The sequence below is a fragment of the Verrucomicrobium sp. BvORR106 genome (assembly GCF_000739655.1).
Lineage (GTDB): Bacteria > Verrucomicrobiota > Verrucomicrobiia > Verrucomicrobiales > Verrucomicrobiaceae > Verrucomicrobium.
The window spans coordinates 1-1,552 of sequence record NZ_BATR01000116.1 but is presented as its reverse complement, the minus strand read 5'-3'; the positions used below and the strand labels follow the sequence as shown (position 1 = coordinate 1,552).

Below are 1,552 nucleotides of genomic sequence, written 5' to 3'. Positions count from 1 at the left end.
TGCCGGGCCTTCGGCCCTTCTGAGACTACAATCCAGAATGGCGCGCATCCTTTCCTCGAACTTGTCTGGCCCAATGGCCGTCCCACTGGTTTACTGAATTACTGATTTACTGATTTACCGAATCACCGAATTCCCCGGTAGCGGTAGGGCTTGAAATCTTGTTGTTTCAAGAACCACACTGGCACCGTGTGCTTCGTCACCCGCCAGCCCAGGGGGCTGCCGGTCTCGTACACCAGCATCTCGGACTTCTCTGCATTGGTGAATCCGGCGAACAGCACCACGTGGTTGTTGTACACGTTCAGGGCATCGCCTGGCTGGAGCGCATCATAGGAGGGCAGCTCGTCGCAGATCTTCGGCAGAGTGCGGGTGGAGCAGGCCCAGCTTAGCCCCCAGCAGCGGGAGACGAAGCCTGAGCAATCCACCCCGGCGGTGTGCCGACTTACGGCGTTCTCCAGACCCGCCCTTTTGGCCTCGGTGTACACATCCCCGGCATACTTGCCAGCCTTCAGGGCGCGGTCAAAGGACTCCGGGGTATCATTGCCACCCCAGCAGTAGGGCACGCCGTAGTTCACGGTGCCGGGTTTCCAGTAGCCTGGCGTCTTGCCCGCAGGGGCGAAGAGATGGTCCGGAGTGTCCACCCGTTGCCCATCGGCATCGATCCCGTGCATGCGGTTCTTCTCCGTGGGGTGCCAGGTGTGATTGAGATACTGTTCTGCCAGGGCCAGGCACTCTTGCCGGGTCACCGTGCTCAGCGGGCCCACTTCCCCTGGCTGGATCGTCTTGCAGGAGGTGACCAGGAGCGCCGTCGCAACGGCGAACAGACAGACAGGCGAAAGCGGAAAACGAAGCGGAGGCATGCCCTCGACCCATAGCCGCAGTTTTCACATGCGCCATCAGAACTCCCGGTGGAAAGCGCAGATGGCTTACTGGCTCAGGGTCTGCGGCCAGGACCGTCCGTCGGGAAGCAGCCATTCCCGATAACGTCCCCCCAGGTCCTGCATCACGGCATCTGATACCGACACACGCGCGCCAGTACGCAGCTGTTTCTCGGTCGCCGGATCCTCGAGCAAGTGCTTCCAGGCCTGCCGGATCCCTGCCTTCTCTTCCGCTGGTATCGCGGTTGACCGGTGAAGGCGGGCCCCCTCCGGCCATGTCAGCTGCTCGATCAGCGACACCAACGCCTCTGAAAAGCGCGTCTCATCCCCCAGAGCTTCCACCCAAACCTGGGTCAACTGCCAGCGGGACCCGAGGTGGATCAGGGCGTCGCTGGCGTCACGGGTGATGTTGGGTCCGAAATTCTCCCTCACGAGCTTGAGCAATGGCTCCTCGAACCTGGCATCTCGCGTGCCCAGGGTGACGTGGATGGCCGCGCGCCTCACACCGAGATCAGCGTCCCCGAGCGCGGACTTGATGGCGTCCCGCCAGCGGTCAGGCGCAGGGTCGGGAAGCGCTCGTAGCGCCGCCTCCCGTACGACGGCATAAGGAGACGCCAACCCGGGAGCGAACAGCGACTCGCCAGCCACCGGGAAGGGCGCGCGCTCTGGAAGCTTCG

The 1,552-nt window shown here is 63.0% G+C and carries 2 protein-coding genes; both read right to left on the bottom strand.

Features of this window, described 5'->3' with window-relative positions:
* Positions 1 to 122 precede the first annotated feature (122 nt).
* Positions 123 to 857 (bottom strand): hypothetical protein, encoded by a 735-nt coding sequence (locus tag BV106_RS21180; RefSeq protein WP_038167994.1) that lies wholly within the window; start codon positions 855 to 857, stop codon positions 123 to 125.
* 66 nt (positions 858 to 923) lie between these two features.
* Positions 924 to 1,552, bottom strand: a 629-nt coding sequence (locus tag BV106_RS21175; RefSeq protein ID WP_038167992.1) for a hypothetical protein, incomplete at its 5' end; no start/stop codon positions are given.